This is a genomic window from Wolbachia endosymbiont (group B) of Scrobipalpa ocellatella (assembly GCF_964188425.1).
GTDB lineage: Bacteria > Pseudomonadota > Alphaproteobacteria > Rickettsiales > Anaplasmataceae > Wolbachia.
This window is the reverse complement of sequence record NZ_OZ077190.1, coordinates 1,095,988-1,112,613: the sequence shown is the minus strand read 5'-3', so window position 1 is coordinate 1,112,613 and position 16,626 is coordinate 1,095,988. Positions and strand designations below refer to the sequence as shown.

Below are 16,626 nucleotides of genomic sequence, written 5' to 3'. Positions count from 1 at the left end.
TACTTTAGTGAAAATTCCTTCTTATTTTATCTTTCTTTAAGCAAATATTGAGGTCTTTTTGTAAATTTTTATAGCCTGCTTGCATAATGTTTTGATGGGTTAGTATTATGTAATAGTATCCTACATTACTTATATTAGAAATGCTAACTTTAGCTAGCATTCGTAATTGCCTTTTTATTTTATTTCTTTTTGCTGCTTTTCCGACTTTTTTACTGATAGCCAGACCTACTCTAATAACATGAATATACTTTTCAGGTTCTCTTTCTTTTATAGCATATAGTGATATATATACCCCTCGATAAAAAAGACTGTAAGATGCTAATCTGTTTTTAAAAGCAAAGGAAAACTCTTTTTTTTTATGCTTACTATGCGCATAATTTATTACACCCTAATGAGCGACGCTTATTAAGAATTTTTCTTCCAGCTTTTGTTGACATACGTGAACGAAATCCATGTTTGTGCTTTTTTTTAAAATTTTTTGGTTGAAATGTTCTTTTCATTGTTTTTATATTAATATGACTATTTATTTTAAACTATTTTGCTCTATTGTCAAATAATGGTCAACTTCTGTGGCATTCTTGTTGAATAAAATTTGATATATGGAAAAATGAATTTAATTATAGGCGTACTTGTTTTACTAGTCCTTTTATTTTGTTTGAGTAAGTTTCAAGCAGTAAGTAAAGTTAAGTCTTATATATATTTGAGTTGTATGTGGATGCTACCTTGTTTGTTAGCATTCTATGATGGTTATTTTATAACTTCTATTTCTATAGCGTTACTTTTTTTTATGCTGATTTTTATCCTTAAAGGTAAAAGAAATAAGATGGTAAAATTTTTGTTATTTATGGCTTTAGCAATATCACTTTTTATCACTTTATTTATAATGCTATCTATTTTTGTTCAGTCCATTTCTTTTTTTAATAAAGTAGCTATTTCAGAATTCTTATTTTGCTTAAAATGGAAGCATAATGTAGCTATTATTGGTGAAGGAGAGGTGGGGTGTTTTGGTATAGCGCCACTTTTAGTGGGGACATTACTTATAACTATTGTAGCAATGTTAGTTGCGGTGCCGCTTGGTTTATTTTCTGCAATATATATTAGTGAGTATGCGAGTGAAAAAGTGCGTTATGTTATTAATACAGCCTTACAGGTTTTGTCTGCTATTCCTACTGTTGTATATGGATACTTCTCAGTTATATTTTTGTCTTTTTTTATAAAGCAGGTAGCAAATTTTTTTAATTTAAGTATACACTCAGAAAGTGCTTTGATTGCTGGTTTATCGATCGGGGTAATGATTCTTCCTTTTATTATTTCTTTGCTTGAAGATGCTATAAGATCTGTTCCAAAAAGTTTACGTTATGGTTTTATGGCGCTTGGCGCAACACCAGCGGAAACTATATGGCATATAACAATACCTTATGCAATGCCTACAATTTTAAGTGCAATTTTATTATCAATTTCAAGAGTAATAGGTGAAACAATGATTGTACTAATGGCTGTGGGAATCAATGCAAATTTGACCTTTAATCCTCTCAATTCAGTTACTACTATCACTGTACAAATTGCTACATTACTTACCGGAGATCAGGATTTCAATAGTGTGCAAACTCTTGCTGCTTATGCGCTTAGTTTGGTGCTGTTTGTTATTACTTGGCTATTGAATGCATTTGCATTGTTTATAATGAAACGTAACTAGTAAGTGTTTTAATATTGCAAAATTTCTGTTAATAATATAAGATTTATTTTCTTTAGAAGTTCTTTTATAGAATTGTAGTGTTAGGTGATGAAAGAGATGAGTACAGGTAAAGTAGTTAAAATAACTCAAGCAGTTGTTGATTTAAAATTTGAAGACGGGTTGCCTAAGATATTTAATGCTTTAAAAAGCAAACTAAAATATAAGGGCAAGGAGCTAGTTTTAGAGGTTTCACAGCATATAGGTGACAATATAGTTCGTTGCATTGCTATGGATAGCACAGATGGTATGTCAAGAGGTGATGAGTTTGTTGATACAGGTGCACCAATATCAGTTCCGGTTGGACGCTCAACTTTAGGAAGGATTTTTAATGTTGTAGGGGAGCTTATAGATGAGTGTGGTCCGCTAAAAGGAAAGTATGATTTAGAACCTATACATAGATCACCTCCAAGCTTTACTGAGCAGAAGATACAGGAAGAAGTTTTAGTTACAGGAATAAAGGTTATAGATCTTCTTGCTCCTTATCTTAAAGGAGGAAAAATTGGCTTATTTGGTGGCGCTGGTGTTGGTAAAACAGTTCTGATAATGGAGCTGATTAACAACATAGCAAAAGCTCATAAAGGATTTTCTGTGTTTGCTGGAGTAGGAGAGAGAACGCGTGAAGGTAATGATCTTTATAACGAGATGATTACTTCGAATGTAATAGATATAAATGAGCACGAAAAATCTCAAGCCGTTTTGGTTTATGGTCAAATGAATGAACCTCCTGGAGCAAGGGCTAGGGTTGCTTTAACAGCACTAACTATGGCGGAGTATTTTCGTGATCATGAAAATCAAGATGTTCTATTTTTTGTAGATAATATCTTCCGTTTTACTCAAGCTGGCTCTGAAATTTCTGCTTTGCTTGGAAGAATACCGTCGGCTGTTGGTTATCAGCCAACTCTTGCGACTGATATGGGCGCTATGCAAGAGAGAATAGCCTCAACTACTGCTGGTTCTATTACTTCTGTACAGGCTATATATGTTCCTGCAGACGATTTGACCGATCCAGCTCCAGCAACGACATTCTCTCATCTTGATGCAACCACAGTGTTGTCAAGGCAGATAGCTGAAATGGGTATATATCCTGCTGTTGATCCACTTGACTCAACTTCTCAGTCTTTATCTGCTGAAATCATTGGTGAAGAACATTATAATGTGGCTTCTGAGGTGAAACGTATATTGCAAACTTATAAGTCGCTGCAAGATATTATCGCAATACTTGGTATGGATGAACTATCTGATGAAGATAAAATTATTGTTGATAGAGCTCGTAAAATTCAGAAGTTTCTTTCTCAACCTTTTCATGTTGCGGAGGTATTTACTGGCATGTCTGGCAAATTTGTTTCACTTTCTGATACTATTTCTAGTTTTAAAGGAATTATTGAAGGTAAATATGATCATCTGCCAGAAGCTGCTTTTTATATGGTGGGAAGTATAAGTGAAGCAATAGAAAAGGCTGAATCAATAAAAGCTGAAGTTGGAGCCGGACATTAAAGATTATGAACACTTTTAAGGTGCAATTTTTTTCTCCTGATAATCGAATTTCATTCGATGAAGTAGTTTCTCTTTCAGTGAACGGGCTTAAAGGGGAATTGATGATTTTAGCCTACCATTCCCCTTATTTAATTTATTTATTGCCTGGTATAATTACTGCTCAAATGAGTAACCAGACAAAGGAAAAAATTGTAATTGATAATGGTATATTGGAGGTTGCAAATAATAATTGTAACATTGTAACAAATCAAATTCAGGTTTTTGATCATTTGACTCATGATGAGGAATCATTAAAAAATAAGAGAGTTGGTATATATTTAAGTTATCTTGATGTCAAATCTCTTTAGGGGCTCTTTTTTTGTTCAAGAAATGGGTTTACTCTTGTCATCTCAATGTTTGTCGTTCAAGTAGCTGACACACAACTGTACGAACATTAGAAGGATATCATCCCAGTGCTCAGACACTGAAATCTAGAAATTTTTACAACTAGGATCGTATGGTCAAGACTACAATTGTGCAAAAGTTGCAGCTTTGAAGGTAAAAGTACAAAAAATAGTGTCATCCCAGTGCGTGACACTGGGATCTATCTTATTTTAATCGTGGATATTATTTTAACATATGTTCCTAGAATTTGTTGTCCATTGCGTAATTCACAAATGTTTTTATCCAGTGTCACGTACTGGAATGACAAGAGTTGAATGACAGGAAAAAAAGCACTGATTTTACATGCATCTAAATAAGTATGTTTATTAAACACTTCCGTGCTGACTTTGGCTACACACCTTTGAGGGACTGCTGATGAAGTCTAGAAGTGAATTACAACAATCATCATCACTATAAAATGCACTATCAGAGCTTGAAGATCTAGATTTTCTTTCTGCATTATCAACTTCCCCTACAAGCTGATCAGATATTTTTGCACGATTGTTCAAAGGTTCCTGTTGAGAAATCTCTGTACTTAACATTTCTACTTGGTTATTTAGATGTTGCTCTTTACCGTTTAGCTCTTCTCTTTCTCCCGTTATTCTTTCAATTTCCATATCTTTAATCTTTTCTTTCAATATTTCAATCTCATTCTCATACTCTTCAAACTTTGGTTCTATAAATGAACGGTATTGATCCATTATTTCTTCTTCCATCTCCTGCCGTAACTGTTCTCTTTGCCTCTCAATTTGCTCATCTTTAGTCTCTAGCTCTCCCTCTGACGATTTAAAATCCCACTTTTCATCCCACTCTAGCTCACTTACCTCTTGTTCATCAGATTCTAAATGTGCGTTATGCTCACTTTGCAAATTTTGCATTTGAGGTTTTAAATTCGTTAAACGTTCATCCTGCCGTAACTGTTCTTCTTGACTCTTAATCTGCTTATTTTTAAGCTCTACCTCGTTCTTTAACTCTTCATATTTCCACTTTAGCTGATCTACCTCTTGTTTATAAGATTCCAGATTTGTGTTGTACTTATAATCTAAGCATTGAATTGTAGATTTTAAATTCTGTATATCTTTCCAATTTTCATCTAATATATCTCCTGCTTCCTCTTCCGCTTTTTTAAACTGTTTCAATTTATCTTCCAGTTTTTCATTTTTTGCATTAGCAATTGTTAACTTTTTCTCTAGATCTTTCTTTCCTTCATGTGCACTTTCAAGTTCTTGTATTTTCTCTTGCAGCTCTGTTGATATATTTTCTAGCTTCTCATCTTTTTGTGTTAGTCCAATTTGCAATTTTACGTTTTTTTGCTTTTCTTCTTCAAGTTTATTCTGTAAATCACTATTGCACTTCTCTAATTCTTCAATTTCTTGCTTAGCCTCCATGAGTTCCTGTTCTGATTTTTTTTGCTTTATTATGCAATTACTTAACAGCTGGTCTAATTCCTCTTGCAATTTTCTTACCTCACTTGTCAACTCTTCTTTTTCTGCATTAGCAACTTCCAGCCTCTTCTTTAGATCTTCTTTTTCTTCTTCATACACACTCTCAAGTTTTTGCGCTCTTTCTTCCAGCTCTGTTGACATATTTGCTAGCTTTTCATTTTTTTGTGTCAGTTCAGCTTGCAATTTTGCATTTTTTTGCTTTTCCTCTCCAAGTTCATTCTGTAAATCACTATTATGCTTTTCAAATTCTTGCTCAGCCTTGTCGAGCCTATATTTTAAATTCGTTAAGCGCTCATTCTCTTCGATCATTATACGTTCTGCTTGCTCGCTCTCTATCTGCAATGTATCTTCCAGTTTCTTATTTTTTACATTGGCAACTTCCAGCTTTTTCTTCAGGTCTTTCTTTTCTTCATATGCACCTTCAAGTTCTTGCGCTCTTTCTTGCAGCTCTGTTGACATATTTGCTAGTTTTTCATCTTTTTGTGTCAGTTCAGTTTGTAATTTTGCATTTTTTTGCTTTTCTTCTCCAAGTTTATTCTGTAAATCACTATTATGCTTTTTTAACTCTTCAAATTTTTGCTCAGCATCTTCGAGTCTACATTGTAAGTTGTTTCTCTGCTGATTTAACTCTCTAATTTCTTGCTCAGCCTCATCGAGCCTATATTGTAATTTATTCTTTTGCTCGTTTAATTCTCTAATTTCTTGCTTTTCTTCTCCAAGTTCATTCTGTAAGTCACTATTGTGCTTTTCTAACTCTTCAAGTTCTTGTTCAGCCTTGTCGAACCTATATCGTAATTCGTTCCTCTGCTCATTTAATTCTCTAATTTCTTGTTCAGCTTTTGTAAGCTTTTGATCTAGTTGTTGTGAGTTAACTTCTGTTTGCGCTGCAGCTTCTTGCAAATTAACTTCTGTCTGAGTTTCAGTTTCTTGAGAGCCAATTCCTGTTTGAGTCTTAACGTGTTGCACAGAGACCTCTGTTTGAGTTTCAGTGTGCTGTAAATTAACTTCTGTTTGAGTTGCAACTTCTTGTAAACTTTGAATTTCAGCCTGTTGAGAGCCAATTTTCGTTTGAGTTTCAGTGTGCTGTAAACTAATTCCTGTTTGAATTGCAACCTCTTGTAAATCAACTTTTGTCTGAGTTTCAGTCTGTTGAGAGCCAATTTCTGTTTGAGTCTTAACGTGTTGCACAGAGACCTCTGTTTGAGTTTCAGTGTGCTGTGAATTAACTTCTGTTTGAGTTGCAATTGCCTGAGTTGCAATCTGCTGTGGATTAACCTCTGATACATTGTTGCTAGTGAAAGAAAGAATAGGATTGCTTTTAGCATCATTTTCAAGATCTTTCATCTTTTCGTCTTGATTGATTACGATATGTTCGTTATTTTGCAGATTACTAACAGCCGGTGCAATGTTAGCATTTTTGTTCTTTTTCAATAATGCTTTTACAGCATCATGTAGAGAGAGGTCTTGAATATATAATTCCTCATTTTGTCTTATTAATTCCCAAAACTCCTCAGGTGGCGATTCAAAATCTTTACCATTAAACTGTAGTACTTTAGTTATACCAGAATTACTTACATTCATAACCATAGTACAGGTAAAAGTTTTCCCATCCTTGTCCTGCACAGGCCAAGTGCTTGTCATTTCATAATATGCACCCTCTTTAAATTCATAATGTCTTTCCTTACCTTTTCGGTAAGCGTATATGTCATGCTTTTTATTGCAATAAATATTCAATGTGCTAATATCCCTTTCTTGCTGTAAGATATCACTAATTCTTATTGGCTCACTTCTATTGTAATTAATAAGATTAATGTTTAACACTTTATCAGAATTGTTAGTTTCTACATAAAAAGCTTGAAGGTCTATGTCTTTGTCTCTAAAATACTTACTTACAGCTTTTTTTGCCTGATTTGCTAATTCTATAAAGTTTTTTTTAAAGCTCTTGTTGAAAGATAGATCTATATATGCTTGCTTAAAATTTTCATCATTTGTCAAATCCATGAGCAAGTCATAAATCTCCCATTTGTCCTGATAGTATTCTTCTAAAACAGTAATGCTATTTTTTCTTTTCAGTTCTGCTAATATGTTTTTCAATGTCAGGAAATTTGTTGACATAGTATACCCCCTATTACTATTGTTTTGATAATATATTTACTTTGGGAGTGATTAACTCCTTTTGTATTAACCTTTTTAGTTGAATTTAATTGCGAGCGTTAAACTAGATCTTAGTCATTTTGTTTATTGTTCCCCACTATCTATTTGTGTTACTATACTAATAGTAGCACTAAGTTTTAGGCTATGCAAGAATTTCTATTGAACGTAAAGCTAGTAAACTTCAGAAATTGGTTATGCTAATTTTGTTAATAAAATGCAACCAATTAAGGAAAGCGCTATACTGTGTCTCAGTGCAATATTTTCTTTCCTAACGGACTGAAAATTGAGTTGAGTTAAAAATCCGATTTTATTTAATACTTTTCAAAGATGACAATATTTTGTAAAAATAGGTTTTTAATAGGACAATAATATGGAAATTTTTCTTGATAGTGTTGATTTGAATGAAATTAAGGAGCTAAAAGAGTTCATTGATGGTATAACAACTAATCCTTCTTTAATAGCAAAATCTGGACATAAAGATAAGTACGAAGATTTAGTAAGCGAAATATGTTCTATTATAAAAGGACCTGTTAGTGTTGAAGTTGTTGCAGATAGCCATGAAGATATGGTTAAGGAAGGCCTTAAGTTAGCGAAAATCGCTAGTAATATCGTAGTAAAGTTACCTCTTACACATGAAGGATTAATTTCTTGTAAAAAGTTGTGGACAGAACATAAAATACCTGCTAACATTACATTATGTTTTTCTCCTGGACAAGCACTGTTTGCCGCTAAGGCCGGTGCTTGTTTTATTTCTCCCTTTGTTGGTCGCCTTGATGATATAAGCTATGATGGCTTATCGCTAATAGAAGATATATGCACTATATATTCTAATTATAATTTTAAGACAAAAGTTCTTGTTGCATCAGTAAGAAGTCCAGCACATGTAATAGAAGCTGCACGGCTTGGTGCTCATTCAATTACTGTGCCAGCAAAAATACTTAGACAGTTAATTAATCATCCACTTACTGATCAAGGGCTCGCAATATTTGAAAAAGACTGGGGCGTAAAACAATAAATGACATTGCTAAAAAAGACATAAAAACACAATAATTTATATAAAAAGGACATAGGTACCATCTGTCCTTTAAAGACATGTAGGTCAATGATATGCGTAATTCAGTGTTTTAAACATGATAGTCCTCCACTAATAAAAAAGATTGAGAAAAATGTATACAGCTACGACCGAAGTATAGCTAAAATATATTTTAACTGAAGATTATAGATTAATTGAATTGAAAAGTCTGCAGACGAAGATAGATTCCGAGCTCTAGAACACCTTCACCGTGCATGGTAACAAAACTATTAGAGTTTGTCAAGTAATTTTTTATCGTAATTTTACGAACGTGCCATGCCAGTAATTATATTTAGTTAAATTTGTAAAGTAATACAGTGTTTTCGATAGTTATAAAAAAGCTGGATTTCAGTACTGGAGTAACATTTTGGAAATTGGGATGAAAAGAGGGAAAGTACTGGTTTGAAATTAAGTTTTCTGGATTCCAGTGCTGGAATGACAAGAGAGGAGCTCCAGGTACAGCTGTTACCTATAGAATGGCAGTACTAGAATGATAACAAACTGAATGACATATTTAATCTCTATACAGATGTACATCACGCACCGATTTCCATTCAAGGTAATGTTATTCCAGCATTGGAATCCAGTTAGATTTGCGAGTATAAAAGTAATACAACATTTTTGATGATGGAAGCCATTACTAGTATAACAAGAAAGGAAGTGCTGATTTCAGTGTTTATACGTTAGCCATGCATCTAAAAATTTATAAACAAAAGATTACACTTTACAACTTTGTGATGGAATAAGTTTTTCAATGCTGTTGACGCAAAACTCAGTTGTATTATTAGCTATTTCATCGAATTTATCATTTATATCCTTACCTATTTTTTCATCTTTAATATATTCATACAGAGCTAAAATAGCTATAGTTGAACATATTGCGATGAAACCAACTTTTGCTGTAATAAGTAATGATAGCCCACCTGCAAGTATGGACACTGCTCCAATAGCTAGGTTTATAATTTTATTTTGTGTTGATTGATTCTCTTTATCCTCTAAAACGTTTGATATTGCTTTTGAGGCAATTTTTATTGCTATTGCTGTAGTTGAGATTATAACAAACATCATAGCTATTTTTGCTAAGAGAAAAATTGATGGTAGCATTATTACAAGAAACAGTGAAGCACCTCCTATAAATAACCATTTCTCATTTATTTTTTTAGACTGATCTGTATTATTAGGCATTGCAACCCTCCACTTTCATTAACAGTTTATTCATATAATATGAAACATGCGATAGTCAAGATGTTTTTGTGTGGAGAAGCTTGCGATTGAGTTTTGAAGAGCTTTAGCTTTACAAGATGGTAGATTTGGTGATTATCGTAAGATTCTTGCAGTCATTTTAGTGGGAAGAATTTGTAAAATATGAAAAAATAACCGCCAGAAAATTGGAAACGCTATAACTTTCTTTCCTTTAAATATACTTTTTAAAATATATGCTGCAGCTTTTTCTGGCTCCCATATGAAGGGAAGTGGTTTATTAGACTTAAACATATCTGTTTTTACTGGCCCTGGCATTATGGTGATAAACTTTGTGCTACTGTTAGAATATTGGATTTTTAGTGATTGAAAACAACTTTTTAGTGCTGCTTTGCTGGCACAGTATGCAGAAGCATGTGGTGTTGCATGCATAGCAACAAGAGAAGATATAACCGCAAAAGTTGCCAAGGAATTATGATGAATCCATTCTTCAATCCAGTTGATAACGCCAAAATAATTGGTTTCAAATGTTTTTCTATGAATGTTGGTATGAAACTTATCTTCTATTTCGCCACATCCTGCATTAAGAAAAAAGAGATTTGGTATAATATTTTGCTTTTTTAAAAAATCAGACGAGTTTTTAATATTTTCACTTTTGCTTACATCACATGTTATAGGTAAAAAATTACTACCTAATTCTTCTTTTAATTTTTCCAGTTTTTCAGTGCGCCTTGCAATGCCAACCACAAACCATCGATCTTTAATGAGCAACCGTGCTAGACTTTCTCCAATGCCAGATGATGCTCCTGTAATGAGACAAGTTTTTCTATCCATGTGAATTTATATAACATGAAGTATGAATGTAATGACTATTGCCTATTCACACAAGTTAAGTTTGCTATAATTTTCCTAAATAATAAAAAAAGAAAGCTACTTATAATTTTGAATTTTATATAAACTTAAAGGGAAATTTAGTATTTGCTTACTTGTAATTTAAAATTCTTATATAATATTTTAAATGAGTTGAGAGAATTAAATGCAGGATGCAGCTTTAGTTTTACAAGATGGCAAGTACTTTTTGGGAAAATCGGTAGGTAAAAGAGGCAAATGTATAGGTGAAGTTTGTTTTACCACTGGTATGACAGGTTATCAGCATACTATAACAGATCCTTCTTTTGCTGATCAAATAATAGCGTTCACTTTTCCTCATATTGGTAATGTTGGAATAAATCACAAAGATAATGAAGGAGAAAAAGTTTTTGCAAGTGGTGTGGTTATGCGTGAACTTTCTCCTATGTCTCACTCTTCTTCATATATTAGTTTAAATGATTGGTTGGAGAAAAATAATGTAGTTGGGATATCGGGAATTGATACTAGAGCTTTGACGAGATATTTGAGAAAACATGGATCTCAAAATGGAATGATATGTCCGTCAAGTGAGGTACATATATTAGATGAATTGAAGAAATACAAATCTGTAAATGGAATAGAAATAACTAAGAAAGTCAGTTTAAGTAATAACTTTCAAAGCGTTCTTAATGCAAAATATAGGGTTGTAATTGTTGATTTCGGTGTAAAAAATAGTATAATCTCACGCTTAGTAGAACTTGATTGTACGGTTGAATTAGTCAAACCAGATACAGGTTTTGCTCACAAAATATTAAGCATGAATCCAGATGGTATAGTGCTTTCAAATGGCCCTGGTGATCCACAAGAGATAGGAGAGAGTGTAACTTCAGAAATAGAAATTATTGTGAAATCTAAAATACCAGTTTTTGGCATATGCCTGGGCCATCAATTACTTGCAGTTACTTTGGGAGCAAAGACTGTCAAGATGGATATTGGTCATCGAGGGAGTAATCATCCAGTTTATGATCTGGAGAGTAAAAAAGTTGAGATAACTAGCCAAAATCATGGTTTTGTTGTTGATTCAGCTTCTCTTCCAAGTAACGTTGAAGTTACTCATATTTCTCTATTTGATAATAGTGTAGAGGGGATAATGATGAAGGATTACCCAGTCTTTTCTACTCAATACCATCCAGAAGAAGCGCCAGGTACACATGATTCACATTACTTATTTGGGCGTTTTATTGACAATATTTTGTTATATAAAAGTAAAATCTAACTGAAATCAGTTAGATTAGCTTTTATTACTTGATCTTTTGGATTTGGATGTTTAATATTAGGAATAATAAAACTTAAGTTAAGGTAGTGTTCTCTTAACAGATTTTTGTGGAGGAGTGACCGAGTGGTTAAAGGTAACAGACTGTAAATCTGTCCGCATTGCGTACGTAGGTTCGAATCCTACCTCCTCCATTGTGCGGGTATAGCTCAATGGTAGAGCTCTAGCCTTCCAAGCTAGTGACGTGGGTTCGATTCCCACTATCCGCTCTTTTTTTTGTTGTATTTATATAAAATCAACATATTATTTGTTGATGTATTTATATTTTAGGTAGAAGAGTTAAAATTATGACAGCGATAGTAGAAGCATTTGGAAAGCCGCATGTAAACGTGGGAACGATAGGACATGTGGATCATGGGAAGACAACGTTAACAGCGGCGATAACAAAGCATTATGGTAATTTTGTAGCATATGATCAAATAGATAAAGCGCCAGAAGAAAGAAAGAGAGGGATAACAATAGCAACAGCGCATGTTGAATATCAAACAGAAAAGAGACACTATGCACACGTTGATTGCCCTGGACATGCTGATTATGTAAAGAATATGATAGTAGGTGCAGCACAGATGGATGCAGCGATATTGGTAGTGTCAGGGGTTGATGGGCCGATGCCACAAACGAGAGAGCATATATTGCTGGCAAAACAGGTGGGTGTTGGATATATCGTGGTATATATAAATAAAGCTGATGTTGCTGATGCTGATATGATAGATTTGGTAGAGATGGAAGTGAGAGAGTTGCTGAGTAAGTATGGATTTCCAGGTGATGAAGTGCCTATGATAGTTGGGTCTGCGTTAAAAGCATTAGAGGATGATAGTAGTGAGTATGGAAAGAAATCAATAGATAAATTGATGGAGAAGTTAGATGAGTATGTGGCAGTACCTCCAAGGCCTATAGATTTGCCGTTTTTGTTGCCAATAGAAGATGTATTTTCAATATCGGGCCGAGGGACGGTAGTAACAGGAAGAATAGAGAAGGGGGAGATAAAGACAGGGGATGAGATAGAGATAATAGGTCTGAAAGCGACGCAAAAGACGATATGTACTGGTGTTGAGATGTTTAAGAAGTTGCTAGATAAGGGAAGTGCAGGACTCAATGTAGGAATACTACTAAGAGGAACAAAGAGAGAAGAAGTGGAGAGAGGGCAAGTATTGGCAAAACCAGGGACAATAACCCCGCATAAGAAATTTAATGCGGAGGTGTATATATTGAAGAAAGAAGAAGGAGGAAGGCATACACCATTTTTTGGAAATTATCAGCCACAGTTTTATTTAAGGACAACGGATGTAACTGGGAGCATAAAATTGCTAGATGGAAAGGAGATGGTAATGCCAGGGGACAATGTAAGTATAGAAGTGGAGTTGCAAGTACCAATAGCAATGGATAAAGGATTACGTTTTGCGATAAGAGAAGGTGGTAGAACTGTTGGTTCTGGCGTTGTTTCGGAAATTTTAGAATGAGTATAATAACTAAGATGAAGCAAGATATATATATTAGAATCAAAGCTTTCGATTGTTCTTTGTTGGAAAAGTGTATTCGCGAGTTTATTGATCAATTAAAGCAGTTTAATGCAGATTTATCTGGTCCGATTGCGTTGCCAAGAAAAGATTCTAAATTTACTGTTAATAGGTCTCCTCATGTTGATAAAAAATCTCGTGAGCAATTTGAAATGAGAATTTCTAAGCGGTTAATTATTGTACATAATCCTACTTCTACTATGATGAAGATGCTTGCAGATTTATCTTTTTCTGCTGGTGTAGAAGTGGATTTAAAGGTTAAGGAAGTCAATATTTAGGAAAAGGAAATGAAGAGAATAAATTCGCTTAGGAGAATTGGTTTGTTAATGACCAATGTTGGCCATACTGCTATGTATTTTGATAATAGTCGCATGGCTGTAACCTTATTGCATCTCAGCGAAACTTATATTATCGATATAAAAGGACAAGATAAATGTGGCTACAATTCAGTCATTTTAGGCACAGGGGATTTAAAAAAAATAGCAAAACCTCAGTTGGAATATTTAAAGAAAAAGGGTATAAATAGTAAATGTAAATTATACGAAAGTAGATTAACTGATCTATTCGGAATAGAATGTGGTAAAAAGGTGGGGGTTAATCATTTTGTAGTTGGTCAATATCTTGACATTACGGGTTATTCTTTAGGCAAAGGGTTTGCTGGTGTGATGAAGCGGCATAACTTCAGTGGGCTTAGGGCATCTCATGGCGTTTCTATTGCTCATAGATCACAAGGTTCTACTGGTCAATGTCAAGATCCTGGTAGAGTATTCAAGGGGAAGAAAATGGCTGGTCATTTAGGTAATAGCAGAGTGACTGTACAGAATATGAAAATATTATCCATTGATTATGAAAATAGCATAATTGCTGTAAAGGGTAATAATGTTCCTGGGTTTAAAAACTCTTATGTTTTTGTGAGAGATGCAGTTAAAAAGCCTTTACATAAAGATGTTCCTTTTCCAGTAGGTCTGCTGTTGAATATGAGTGATGATGCTAATAATTTGGTGAGTTAGTTATGGAATGTGAATTAGTTGATCTATCTAATAATAATGTAGGTAGTGTTGAGCTTAATCCCTTGATATTTTCTGCCAAGCAAAAATTGAGTATTTTGCATGATATAGTGAGATGGCAATTAGCAAAGAGAAGAGTTGGTGCTCATAAAACAAAGGGTATCAGTGATGTTTCTGGTACAACAGCTAAGCCGTATGGTCAAAAACGTACCGGTAGGGCGAGACAGGGGAGCTTGCGATCTCCTCAGTTTAGAGGTGGTGGAATTATTTTTGGTCCTGTTGTGAGGAGTCATGCTTATTCTCTTAATAAAAAAGTACGTAAATTTGGTTTGAAAATTGCTTTATCTCTAAAATATTTAAATAATCAAGTTGTTGTTCTTGATAGTTTAAATGTTGATGTGAAGAAAACATCTAAAATGTGTGAATATATTAAAAATTTTAAATTTTCTTCTTTTTTAATAGTTGGTGATTATGGAGATGATTTGTTACGTGCTGCTAAAAATTTGCATTATGTAGATTTAATCAAACCTATTGGGTTAAATGTTTTTGATATATTGAATCATGAATGCGTGATGTTAACAAAAGACACTTTAAAGCATCTTGAAGGTAGATTGTTATGATTAAATATAATAATATAATAAAATCTCCTGTAATCACAGAAAAGGCTTCTCTTTTAAGAGAGAAGTTTAATAAATACTCTTTGTATGTTTTTGTAAATGTAAATAAGCGTCAAATAAAATCGGCAATAGAGTCTTTATTTAATGTCAGAATTTCTTCTATAAATGTTATTAGAGTTAAACCTAAATATAGACGTTTCAGGGGTGTGGTTGGTTGTAAAAAACAGAGAAAAAAGGTTTATTTTTCTTTGATGGATGGTCAAAAATTAGATATAATGAGCGTTTAATATGGGTATGAAATTTTTTAATCCTGTTACTCCGTCTTCTCGTGGGACTATATTAATAAGTAAAATTGGTTTATCAAAAGATAAGCCGGAGAAGTCTCTTGTATTTGGCAAGAAATCCAGTGGTGGAAGAAATAATCATGGTAGAATTACAACTCGTCACAGGGGTGGTGGTCACAAGAAGAAGTATAGAGTTATAGATTTTAAACGTAATAGAAGTGATCAGGGTATAGTTGAGAAAATAGAGTATGATCCAAATAGAAGTGGGTTTTTAGCATTAATATCATATAAGGAAGATGATACTAAATCTTATATATTAGCTCCTCAAGGTATGAAGCCTGGTGATGTTGTGACAGCTGGAGATGATGCTGATATTTTGCCAGGGAATTGTTTACTACTCAAGCATATACCTGTTGGTTCTTTCGTTCATAATGTTGAGCTGAAGCCAGGTAATGGTGCTGCGATTGCTAGAGCTGCTGGTTGTTATGCACAAATCGTTGGTCGTGATGGCCAATATGTTTTATTACGACTCAGGTCTGGTCAAATTAGGTTGATTTTATCTTCTTGCAAGGCTACTATTGGTGTAGTATCTAACCCTGACCATAAGAATAGAAAGTTGGGTAAAGCTGGGAGAAGTAGGTGGCTTGGGATTAGACCTGCTGTACGTGGAGTTGCAATGAATCCGGTTGACCATCCTCATGGAGGTGGAGAGGGAAAAACTTCTGGCGGTCGTCATCCTGTTACTCCTTGGGGTGTTGCAACAAAAGGAAAAAAAACTAGGAAAAAAAATAAATCTAGTGATAAGTATATAAAAAAATTGAAAGGTTAATTTATGAGTAGATCTGTATGGAAACCACCTTTTTTACACCCATCTGTACTAAGATTAGTTCAGAGAGCTTTAAAAGAGGGTTCTATTAATAAGGTGATAAAAATTCATTCCAGGGCTTCTGTAATTCTTCCTAATTGTTTGGGTTTAAAATTTGCTGTTTATAATGGTAAAGATTACATTCCTGTTAGTGTTGATAATCAGAATATGATAGGTCATAAATTCGGTGAATTTTCACCTACTCGTAAATTTACTGGGCATGGTGGTGATAAAAAGGCAACAAGAAGGTAGGCAATTGATATGAAAAATAGGGATATAATAGTTGAGGCTGGTTCTAAGGTTTTAAGATCAACTCCTCGCAAATTAAATTTGGTTGCTGATTTAGTGCGTAATAAAAAAGTTTCTTTTGCTAATGTACAATTAAGATTTTGTGAAAAAAAGGCTGCCGGTTTTATAATGAAGGTGTTGAATTCTGCAATTGCTAATGCTCAAAATAATTATGGATTGAACGTTGATAATTTATATATAAAGGAAATTTTAATAGGTAAGTCACTTACTTTGCGTAGAGTATATCCAAAAGCTATGGGTAGGGCTAATAGAATGAGCAAATTTTATAGTAATATAACTATAAAATTGAAAGAAATTGTATGATTTATAGAAATGGAAAATT

The 16,626-nt window shown here is 33.7% G+C and carries 18 protein-coding genes and 2 tRNA genes; 15 read left to right on the top strand and 5 right to left on the bottom strand.

What is annotated here, in order from left to right; all coding sequences use genetic code 11:
• Nucleotides 1–4: 4 nt before the first annotated feature.
• Nucleotides 5–382, bottom strand: a complete 378-nt coding sequence (gene rnpA / locus AB3210_RS05250; protein WP_081439702.1) for a ribonuclease P protein component — start codon at nt 380–382, stop codon at nt 5–7.
• Entirely contained in the window at nt 366–500 is a 135-nt protein-coding gene (gene rpmH, locus AB3210_RS05245; RefSeq protein WP_080600798.1) for a 50S ribosomal protein L34, read from the bottom strand. The genes rnpA and rpmH overlap by 17 nt, the downstream gene beginning before the upstream one ends.
• 107 nt (nt 501–607) lie before the next feature.
• Between rpmH and pstC the strand changes: the two genes are divergently transcribed.
• The 3 genes from pstC to AB3210_RS05230 all read left to right on the top strand — a co-directional run bounded on the left by pstC (nt 608) and on the right by AB3210_RS05230 (nt 3,576).
• Entirely contained in the window at nt 608–1,696 is a 1,089-nt protein-coding gene (gene pstC, locus AB3210_RS05240; RefSeq protein ID WP_012482001.1) for a phosphate ABC transporter permease subunit PstC, read from the top strand.
• Nucleotides 1,697–1,792: 96 nt separating this feature from the next.
• Nucleotides 1,793–3,229, top strand: coding sequence for a F0F1 ATP synthase subunit beta (atpD, locus tag AB3210_RS05235; RefSeq protein ID WP_007302524.1), 1,437 nt, complete (start codon nt 1,793–1,795; stop codon nt 3,227–3,229).
• A gap of 5 nt (nt 3,230–3,234) precedes the next feature.
• On the top strand, nt 3,235–3,576 hold the full coding sequence (locus tag AB3210_RS05230; protein WP_019236916.1) for a hypothetical protein: 342 nt from the start codon (nt 3,235–3,237) through the stop codon (nt 3,574–3,576).
• A 402-nt stretch (nt 3,577–3,978) separates the two neighbouring features.
• On the opposite strand, the gene AB3210_RS05225 is transcribed toward AB3210_RS05230, so the two are convergent.
• On the bottom strand, nt 3,979–7,212 hold the full coding sequence (locus AB3210_RS05225) for a hypothetical protein (RefSeq protein WP_264336139.1): 3,234 nt from the start codon (nt 7,210–7,212) through the stop codon (nt 3,979–3,981).
• 409 nt (nt 7,213–7,621) lie between these two features.
• On the opposite strand from AB3210_RS05225, the gene fsa reads away from it, so the two are divergent.
• A complete protein-coding gene (fsa, locus tag AB3210_RS05220; protein ID WP_007302527.1) occupies nt 7,622–8,266 on the top strand; it encodes a fructose-6-phosphate aldolase in 645 nt (214 codons plus the stop codon).
• 774 nt (nt 8,267–9,040) lie between these two features.
• On the opposite strand, the gene AB3210_RS05215 is transcribed toward fsa, so the two are convergent.
• Together AB3210_RS05215 and AB3210_RS05210 are read right to left on the bottom strand one after the other, a co-directional pair.
• Entirely contained in the window at nt 9,041–9,508 is a 468-nt protein-coding gene (locus AB3210_RS05215; protein ID WP_052265063.1) for a hypothetical protein, read from the bottom strand.
• Between the two features lie 132 nt (nt 9,509–9,640).
• Nucleotides 9,641–10,357 (bottom strand): SDR family NAD(P)-dependent oxidoreductase, encoded by a 717-nt coding sequence (locus tag AB3210_RS05210; RefSeq protein WP_007302529.1) that lies wholly within the window; start codon nt 10,355–10,357, stop codon nt 9,641–9,643.
• A 202-nt stretch (nt 10,358–10,559) separates the two neighbouring features.
• On the opposite strand from AB3210_RS05210, the gene carA reads away from it, so the two are divergent.
• From carA to rplV, 11 genes are all read left to right on the top strand, one after another.
• Nucleotides 10,560–11,648, top strand: coding sequence for a glutamine-hydrolyzing carbamoyl-phosphate synthase small subunit (gene carA, locus AB3210_RS05205; RefSeq protein WP_052265062.1), 1,089 nt, complete (start codon nt 10,560–10,562; stop codon nt 11,646–11,648).
• Between the two features lie 109 nt (nt 11,649–11,757).
• Nucleotides 11,758–11,839 (top strand) — tRNA-Tyr (locus AB3210_RS05200).
• A gap of 4 nt (nt 11,840–11,843) precedes the next feature.
• A tRNA-Gly gene (locus AB3210_RS05195) sits at nt 11,844–11,914 on the top strand.
• Nucleotides 11,915–11,992: 78 nt separating this feature from the next.
• Nucleotides 11,993–13,165 (top strand): elongation factor Tu, encoded by a 1,173-nt coding sequence (gene tuf / locus AB3210_RS05190; protein ID WP_007301992.1) that lies wholly within the window; start codon nt 11,993–11,995, stop codon nt 13,163–13,165.
• A 14-nt stretch (nt 13,166–13,179) separates the two neighbouring features.
• Complete coding sequence (gene rpsJ / locus AB3210_RS05185) at nt 13,180–13,500, top strand: 30S ribosomal protein S10 (protein WP_012482004.1); 321 nt, start codon at nt 13,180–13,182, stop codon at nt 13,498–13,500.
• A gap of 9 nt (nt 13,501–13,509) precedes the next feature.
• On the top strand, nt 13,510–14,232 hold the full coding sequence (gene rplC / locus AB3210_RS05180; protein ID WP_012482005.1) for a 50S ribosomal protein L3: 723 nt from the start codon (nt 13,510–13,512) through the stop codon (nt 14,230–14,232).
• Nucleotides 14,233–14,234: 2 nt separating this feature from the next.
• Nucleotides 14,235–14,849 carry a 50S ribosomal protein L4 gene (gene rplD, locus AB3210_RS05175; protein ID WP_007302533.1) on the top strand — a complete coding sequence of 205 codons (615 nt, stop codon included), beginning with the start codon at nt 14,235–14,237 and terminating at the stop codon, nt 14,847–14,849.
• Entirely contained in the window at nt 14,846–15,133 is a 288-nt protein-coding gene (locus AB3210_RS05170) for a 50S ribosomal protein L23 (protein ID WP_007302534.1), read from the top strand. Before rplD ends, AB3210_RS05170 begins: the two co-directional genes overlap by 4 nt.
• A 1-nt stretch (nt 15,134) precedes the next feature.
• The gene (gene rplB, locus AB3210_RS05165; RefSeq protein ID WP_052265061.1) at nt 15,135–15,959 is read left to right on the top strand and encodes a 50S ribosomal protein L2; all 825 of its coding nucleotides are present in this window, start codon (nt 15,135–15,137) and stop codon (nt 15,957–15,959) included.
• Nucleotides 15,960–15,962: 3 nt separating this feature from the next.
• On the top strand, nt 15,963–16,247 hold the full coding sequence (rpsS, locus tag AB3210_RS05160; protein ID WP_010404687.1) for a 30S ribosomal protein S19: 285 nt from the start codon (nt 15,963–15,965) through the stop codon (nt 16,245–16,247).
• Between the two features lie 9 nt (nt 16,248–16,256).
• Nucleotides 16,257–16,607, top strand: a complete 351-nt coding sequence (gene rplV, locus AB3210_RS05155; RefSeq protein WP_007302537.1) for a 50S ribosomal protein L22 — start codon at nt 16,257–16,259, stop codon at nt 16,605–16,607.
• Nucleotides 16,608–16,626: the final 19 nt, after the last annotated feature.

What these genes read in the sequence shown, in the direction of transcription:
- atpD (WP_007302524.1), top strand. Translation starts at nt 1,793, where the DNA reads ATGAGTACAGGTAAAGTAGTTAAAATAACTCAAGCAGTTGTTGATTTA.
- AB3210_RS05215 (WP_052265063.1), bottom strand. Translation starts at nt 9,508, where the DNA reads ATGCCTAATAATACAGATCAGTCTAAAAAAATAAATGAGAAATGGTTA.
- rplD (WP_007302533.1), top strand. Translation starts at nt 14,235, where the DNA reads ATGGAATGTGAATTAGTTGATCTATCTAATAATAATGTAGGTAGTGTT.
- rplV (WP_007302537.1), top strand. Translation starts at nt 16,257, where the DNA reads ATGAAAAATAGGGATATAATAGTTGAGGCTGGTTCTAAGGTTTTAAGA.
- rpsS (WP_010404687.1), top strand. Translation starts at nt 15,963, where the DNA reads ATGAGTAGATCTGTATGGAAACCACCTTTTTTACACCCATCTGTACTA.
- pstC (WP_012482001.1), top strand. Translation starts at nt 608, where the DNA reads ATGAATTTAATTATAGGCGTACTTGTTTTACTAGTCCTTTTATTTTGT.
- AB3210_RS05225 (WP_264336139.1), bottom strand. Translation starts at nt 7,212, where the DNA reads ATGTCAACAAATTTCCTGACATTGAAAAACATATTAGCAGAACTGAAA.
- tuf (WP_007301992.1), top strand. Translation starts at nt 11,993, where the DNA reads ATGACAGCGATAGTAGAAGCATTTGGAAAGCCGCATGTAAACGTGGGA.
- rpmH (WP_080600798.1), bottom strand. Translation starts at nt 500, where the DNA reads ATGAAAAGAACATTTCAACCAAAAAATTTTAAAAAAAAGCACAAACAT.
- fsa (WP_007302527.1), top strand. Translation starts at nt 7,622, where the DNA reads ATGGAAATTTTTCTTGATAGTGTTGATTTGAATGAAATTAAGGAGCTA.
- AB3210_RS05170 (WP_007302534.1), top strand. Translation starts at nt 14,846, where the DNA reads ATGATTAAATATAATAATATAATAAAATCTCCTGTAATCACAGAAAAG.
- AB3210_RS05230 (WP_019236916.1), top strand. Translation starts at nt 3,235, where the DNA reads ATGAACACTTTTAAGGTGCAATTTTTTTCTCCTGATAATCGAATTTCA.
- AB3210_RS05210 (WP_007302529.1), bottom strand. Translation starts at nt 10,357, where the DNA reads ATGGATAGAAAAACTTGTCTCATTACAGGAGCATCATCTGGCATTGGA.
- rplC (WP_012482005.1), top strand. Translation starts at nt 13,510, where the DNA reads ATGAAGAGAATAAATTCGCTTAGGAGAATTGGTTTGTTAATGACCAAT.
- rplB (WP_052265061.1), top strand. Translation starts at nt 15,135, where the DNA reads ATGGGTATGAAATTTTTTAATCCTGTTACTCCGTCTTCTCGTGGGACT.
- rpsJ (WP_012482004.1), top strand. Translation starts at nt 13,180, where the DNA reads ATGAAGCAAGATATATATATTAGAATCAAAGCTTTCGATTGTTCTTTG.
- carA (WP_052265062.1), top strand. Translation starts at nt 10,560, where the DNA reads ATGCAGGATGCAGCTTTAGTTTTACAAGATGGCAAGTACTTTTTGGGA.